A 5,797-nucleotide genomic window follows, 5' to 3' on the forward strand; every position below is an offset into this window, starting at 1 on the left:
GCCACCATAGCCGAAATTGGCCGTGCAAATCATGAGATCGTGAAAGGTTACCGCACGTTGAGCAATTCCGGCAGCCAAACCAATTTGCTGGGAGGCAAAGTGCACGAATTGATTGCGCTTGCGGTTGCCGTTACCCGCCAGTGCGACGGCTGCATCACCATTCATACCGATGCGGCCATCAAACAGGGAGCCACGCGCGAAGAAATTGTGGAGGCACTCAGCGTCGCCGTTGCCGTGAATGCCGGTGCCGCGCTGATTTACTCTGCCAGGGTACTGGATGCCTTCGCCGCAAAAACTCAGAATGAGGAAAACGCCTAATCTTTTACATCCTTTTTCTTTAGGGGCAACCGGCTGGGCAGTGGAAGTGATTTTAATAAAGGCCTCCCCGTCTCACAGGGGCAACTCCTTTGTCAAAACCAGTATTTGAGTGGATATCCGTATCTTTGGGAGAAGGACTTCGTATCTTTGGGCACAGTACTTAAATTAAATCAATGATTGCAGTAGCTCACAACCCATACTACGAGTTGGAATACGATCGTACCAAAAATCGTGTATACTTTCGGATCAACAACTATTGGAAGTCACCCGAAGTAGTGCCAGCTTACTTCAGCGATTGGAATAAAGTCATCGACATAGCCCAGCCAGGATTCACCCTGCTGGCAGATCTGCGGAACATGATCACGCACCCAACTTCTGTGAAGGAGATGCACCACAAGGTTGCCAATCGTTTGGCAGAATCACGTATTTCCTATGTGGCGGAGGTATCTCCTACTGATCGGATTGCTGTGTTACAGGTTAGTGGGGTATTTAAGGTGATAGGTTTGGGATCCATCAAAGTGGCCGATATCGTTTTGGGTGAAAATATACTGGACCAGTTAAGCAATTCTAAACTTTAAGGAAGCGTATAAGCTTTTTAATTAAAAATTCTCCGGGACTAAAATCCACAGAGCCAGGCAAATAAGGGGGTGCCAAGGTATAGAAATGCCCTGTCACCCCTTATTTGCCTGGCTCATGCACGTCGGATTCTTCTACAGCCTGTGCATCCATTTTCCGCTCCGCCCATTCATGGTCATCTTCTTCGGCCTCAAGCCCTTGCTGGTCGGCACCATGGGTCTCATCATACACCAACTCCACAAGCATCGGAAAATGGTCTGATCCAAAGTAGGGGAGCCGCTGGATATAGGTCAGGGTGAAATGCTCACTATGAAACAGATGGTCGAGCGGCCAGCGCGCGAACCAGTAGCCGGCATGAAATGTGTTGAACATCCCCCGGCCAATGCGGGGATCCAGCAAGCCGCTGACTTTCCTGAAAAGACGCGTGGTAGCCGACCAGGCTACATCGTTCAGATCGCCGGTAACAATGATAGGGCCAAGCTCATCGGAAACACTTTTGGCTACGACCAGAAGCTCTGCGTCGCGTTCGGAGGAGGCGGAGTTCTCGGTTGGGCTCGGTGGGGCCGGATGCAGAAAATGCATGCGCACTTTCACGTTCGAATGCAAGGTCACCAGTGCATGCATGGACGGAACATCGGGTTCTACCAGAAACTGGATGGCGGTATCCTCCAAGGGCAACCTGGAATACACATGCATGCCGTATTTATTGTCCAGGGGGCATTTGAGCGTATACCGGTAATCCGGTTCCAGCACCTGAAGCTTTTCCTGCCACCAAAGATCCGTCTCGAGGGTAACCAGTACGTCAGGCGCATGTTTCGTCACCAAATCCAACAGTCCGCTGAAGTTACGGTTGGGGGTGAGCACATTAGCCGTCATGATGCGGATAAGGTGTTCACGGTTCTGGTGCCTGGATGGCTTCACTTCTACCGGAAAAAGCCGGGTATAGGGGAGTATCCATCCGAAGTGGAAACAAGCGCAGGCAAAAGCCATACCTGCCATCAGCCAGGTGTCGGAGCGGTACATGTCCAGCGCGATCGCATCTGCCGCCAAAAGCAGAAGAGCTATGATCATGAACTGCAGCCTTGGGAAGTCGAGCCCCCGCACCCACCAGGCTTCATAGCGCCAGAGTGGCAATACGGTCGCAAACACCAGAAGAAAAGTGAATAATGCCAGTATTTTGTCAACCATCAGCCGATCCGTTCAAAATGCGTGTGCGATCCGAAATGCGTTCGTAAAATATGATACGTTAGAATGGCTGGTTCGGGGATTTGCCAGGCAGGATTTCTGAGAGGTGCGTGCCGGCTTTTTGTGGAAGGCCGCTCAGGCTGTAATCAAGTAAAAGGGAAGATATGGAACCGGCGGGCAGGGGCAGCAGGTTCTTGGAGTTGACCTGTCCATACAGAGCTCGCTCGTGCCCGCACCGAAAAACAAACGAAGCCTGGCCGCAGGTATAGGATGCGCTTAGAAGTCCGGCTCTTCCCGGGCCTGATTTAATAGTTTGCGAAATTGGCAGTACCTTTATTCACTCGTGAATTCCAGTCAGATGATAACGTTCCAGGATCTATTTAAACTGCAGAAGCTAAGTTGCAGCGCGTTTGCCCGGCAGTATTCGTCCGAGTACTACAACATTCTGCTGATGGAGGGAAGCGGCAGAATCAGCATTGATTTTGTGGAGTATGATTTTGAAGGAAAAATTGCCTTGTTCACAACGCCCTATCAGCACATCAGCATAGCTGGCACCACAGATTTCGACATTGAGCAGCTGACCTTCCATGGCGACTTTTACTGCATCGAGTACCACAAGGATGAAGTGGCCTGCAACGGGTTGCTGTTCAATAACATCTACAAACAACCCTTTATACCTTTACGGGACCACGAGCTAGACCTGATTTTTGAAAAACTGCGCTTCGAGATCGGGAAAGGCGAAGCGTATTCGGAGCCGATCCTGAGGACCTATTTGCAGCTCATCCTGGCCATTTCGAGTAAAATAAAACGGCTTGAACAGCAGCCGGATGCGGGGAGCATACCTGGCCCGCTCGAAAAATTCAGGGAGCTGCTGGAGTCGAATTTTCTCACGCAACGCAACATCACTTTTTATGCCGACCAGATGGCGCTTTCCCCTAATGCGCTTGCCAAAAAGTGTAAGCGGCACTTCGGAAAGTCTCCTTCCCAGCTCATACAGGAACGGGTCGTGCTGGAGGCCAAAAAGCAACTGCACCTCACCTACAAAAGCATCAAGGAGATTGCCGCCGTGCTCAACTTTGCCGACGAGCATTATTTCAGCCGCTTCTTTAAGAAGCATACCGGCGTTTCGCCTACGGTTTTCCGGGAGAAGGTTGGCATTTCTGTCGTGGCAGATTCGTCCATGAGATAGAAAGATCTGTCCATTTACCTGCGCGGATGCATGGGTTAGATTTGTAGCATGAAAAATACGATTGATAACCTGCTCCATATTTTAGCCAACTCCCAACGCTACTTCATCCATTTTACCCGGATCTCCATCTTCATTGTGATGGCCTGGATCGGGGGGCTGAAAGCCTTCCCATACGAAGCAGACGGCATTGTTCCGTTTGTAGCCAACAGCCCGGTCATGAGCTTTTTTTATAGCAAGGATGCGCCGGAGTACAAGCAATACAAAAACAAAGAAGGCGAACTGATCCCCAAAAATGTGGCCTGGCACCAGGAAAACAACACCTATACCTTCTCCTATGCTCTTGGCGCTGTGATCATCACCATCGGCCTGCTGACCCTGCTGGGGATATTCAATGCCAAGGTTGGCCTGATCGGAGGTCTGCTCACGTTCGGTATGTCCATCGTAACGCTTTCCTTTCTGATCACGACCCCGGAGGTATACGTGCCTGACCTGGGCGGGGCGCACCACGGTTTTCCATACCTGTCAGGTGCCGGCCGCCTCGTTATCAAAGACATCATCATGATGGCCGGCGGATTGGTGGTGGCTTCGGATGCCGCCCGGACACTCCTGAAAACCTACCAACCTCAACCCGTACACGCAACCCAAGCACTTCGTGCTGAAACGGTGTGAGCTCAGTGACCTGATTCCCTGAAACCGGTTGATCCTCCCGGATCGCGGCTTTGAAAATCATCTGGCAGGTATAGAAGCGCTATACCTGCCAGACCTGTTTATGCCTTCCCGTTCCGGGCAGAGGGCGTAGCCTACGATATGAATACCGGATAATCCATTCCACCAGACAAACCCCTTCGTCTGCCATACCTGCCTGCTTACCGGCTGCTCCCACTTTTCTTTGGGGCCAGTGCGCCCCGGTTGCCCCACTCCCTGCAACAGCAAACGACCGTGCCGATGCAAATCCCTCAGCTCGTATTGGAGCACGCAGGCACAATTGCCATCTGCCTCTTCAGTAAAGAAGAAAATAAATTTGGTGTGGAAGCCACGTATAATATCCGTTACCAAATGCTAAAATCACGTATCGATAAGATGCTCCTGAAAAGCGGGTATGAAATGCGGACCTTACCTGGCGCAATAACCTTTGTTTGACTTTTGCCATCCGGTAGTGGAGGAGTACATAAACTACATCTGCCACAGGCCGGAGCAACAATTTCTGGCAGATGAAGTAGAGGACTTGGAACCGGAAGAACAACACGGAATCAGCGGCATCAAAGCCATCCGGGTATAGGTCGCTTAATAATAACAACAAAAGCAACAGAACGATTGTCTTTACAATCCATGACAACACGAACATTGATGAGCCCAACATACAAACAGACAGGAGCTTCAGTAGCAGGCTGCTTTTTCGCAAGCCTGTTTCTGTTAAGCCCTCCCGGTGCGCAGGCGCAGGTGGAAGCTATACCTGACAGCAGCACAACCGTGTACCTGAGCACAACCGTAACTCCCGTGGCGGACAGCATTACCATCGCCATAGCGCCTGAGTACGACGAGGTAGGCAAGTCGCACCGCAAGTGGTTCGGTGAAAACTACCGCGACCTGTGGGCGACACCTGTCAAAATGCGGGTTTTCCACCTCGACCAGGAAAGGGGAGGCATGAAGATACTGAAGAAAGGGGGCGGACAGCAGACCAAGTCGCTTCGCCTGCAGGATCCCCAGGGCAATGAGTGGGTGTTGCGCACCATCCAGAAAGATCCCGAACTGGCTTTGCCGGAGTACCTGCGCGCCACAGTAGCCAAAACCATTGTACAGGATCAGATCTCGGCCTCTCATCCCTTCGGAGCCCTGGCCGTGCCTCCTTTGGCCAAGGCCCTGGGCGTGCCGCATGCCAATCCGGAGGTCGTCTACCTGCCCGACGATCCGGCGCTGGGGGAGTACCGCAACGAATTTGCCAACCAGGTATACCTGTTTGAAGAGCGCGAACCCCTGGAAGCAGAGGATACCGACGACACGGCGAAAGTACTCGAGAAGCTGGAAGAGGACAACGACAACCGGGTGGACCAGCGGCTCGTACTGCGGGCCCGCCTGATGGACATAGTAGCAGGCGACTGGGACCGCCACGAAGACCAGTGGCGCTGGATCGAGACCGAAGACGAAACAGGGGACCTATACCTGGCTGTTCCCCGTGACCGGGACCAGATTTTCTTTACCAATGAAGGCATCATCCCCAAAATAGGCTCCCGCAAGTGGATCATGCCTAAGTTCCAGGGCTTTGATGAGGAGATCCGGGATGTGAATGGCTTCAATTTCAATGCCCGCTACTTCGACCGCCTGTTCCTGATCAATCTGGGGAAAGAGGATTGGCGAAAAGAGGTCGCTTTTGTGCAGCAGGCACTCACCGATGATGTTATCCGGGAGGCCGTGCGCCGTTTGCCGCCCAAGATCTATGCGCAATCCGGCGATGAGCTTGCCCGGATCATGATCGCCCGCCGGAATAGCCTGGAGAAAGAGGCGCTGACCTACTATGAGTTCCTGGCCCGG

At 52.3% G+C, this 5,797-nt stretch carries 7 protein-coding genes and 1 pseudogene; 6 read left to right on the forward strand and 2 right to left on the reverse strand.

Annotation, left to right across the window (positions count from 1 at the left end):
* Both OB13_RS11110 and OB13_RS11115 read left to right on the forward strand, forming a co-directional pair.
* A partial coding sequence (locus OB13_RS11110; RefSeq protein ID WP_461490237.1) for a carboxymuconolactone decarboxylase family protein occupies positions 1–318 on the forward strand: 318 nt, incomplete at its 5' end.
* Between the two features lie 173 nt (positions 319–491).
* The gene (locus OB13_RS11115; protein WP_461490238.1) at positions 492–896 is read left to right on the forward strand and encodes a hypothetical protein; all 405 of its coding nucleotides are present in this window, start codon (positions 492–494) and stop codon (positions 894–896) included.
* Positions 897–996: 100 nt separating this feature from the next.
* On the opposite strand, the gene OB13_RS11120 is transcribed toward OB13_RS11115, so the two are convergent.
* Positions 997–2,082 (reverse strand): endonuclease/exonuclease/phosphatase family protein, encoded by a 1,086-nt coding sequence (locus OB13_RS11120; protein ID WP_461490239.1) that lies wholly within the window; start codon positions 2,080–2,082, stop codon positions 997–999.
* A gap of 355 nt (positions 2,083–2,437) precedes the next feature.
* Here OB13_RS11120 and OB13_RS11125 point away from each other — a divergent pair, with 355 nt between their 5' ends.
* Together OB13_RS11125 and rclC are read left to right on the forward strand one after the other, a co-directional pair.
* Positions 2,438–3,268: a helix-turn-helix domain-containing protein gene (locus tag OB13_RS11125; RefSeq protein WP_461490240.1), complete on the forward strand. Its 831-nt coding sequence runs from the start codon at positions 2,438–2,440 to the stop codon at positions 3,266–3,268.
* A gap of 48 nt (positions 3,269–3,316) precedes the next feature.
* A complete protein-coding gene (gene rclC, locus OB13_RS11130; protein WP_461490241.1) occupies positions 3,317–3,937 on the forward strand; it encodes a reactive chlorine resistance membrane protein RclC in 621 nt (206 codons plus the stop codon).
* Positions 3,938–3,994: 57 nt separating this feature from the next.
* On the opposite strand, the gene OB13_RS11135 is transcribed toward rclC, so the two are convergent.
* Positions 3,995–4,324, reverse strand: a complete 330-nt coding sequence (locus OB13_RS11135) for a hypothetical protein (protein ID WP_461490242.1) — start codon at positions 4,322–4,324, stop codon at positions 3,995–3,997.
* A 76-nt stretch (positions 4,325–4,400) separates the two neighbouring features.
* Between OB13_RS11135 and OB13_RS11140 the strand changes: the two genes are divergently transcribed.
* Positions 4,401–4,547: a hypothetical protein gene (locus OB13_RS11140; RefSeq protein ID WP_461490243.1), complete on the forward strand. Its 147-nt coding sequence runs from the start codon at positions 4,401–4,403 to the stop codon at positions 4,545–4,547.
* A gap of 68 nt (positions 4,548–4,615) precedes the next feature.
* Positions 4,616–5,797, forward strand: a pseudogene (locus tag OB13_RS11145) (BamA/TamA family outer membrane protein); the annotation flags it as partial.

Source organism: Pontibacter sp. HJ8 (genome assembly GCF_054824225.1).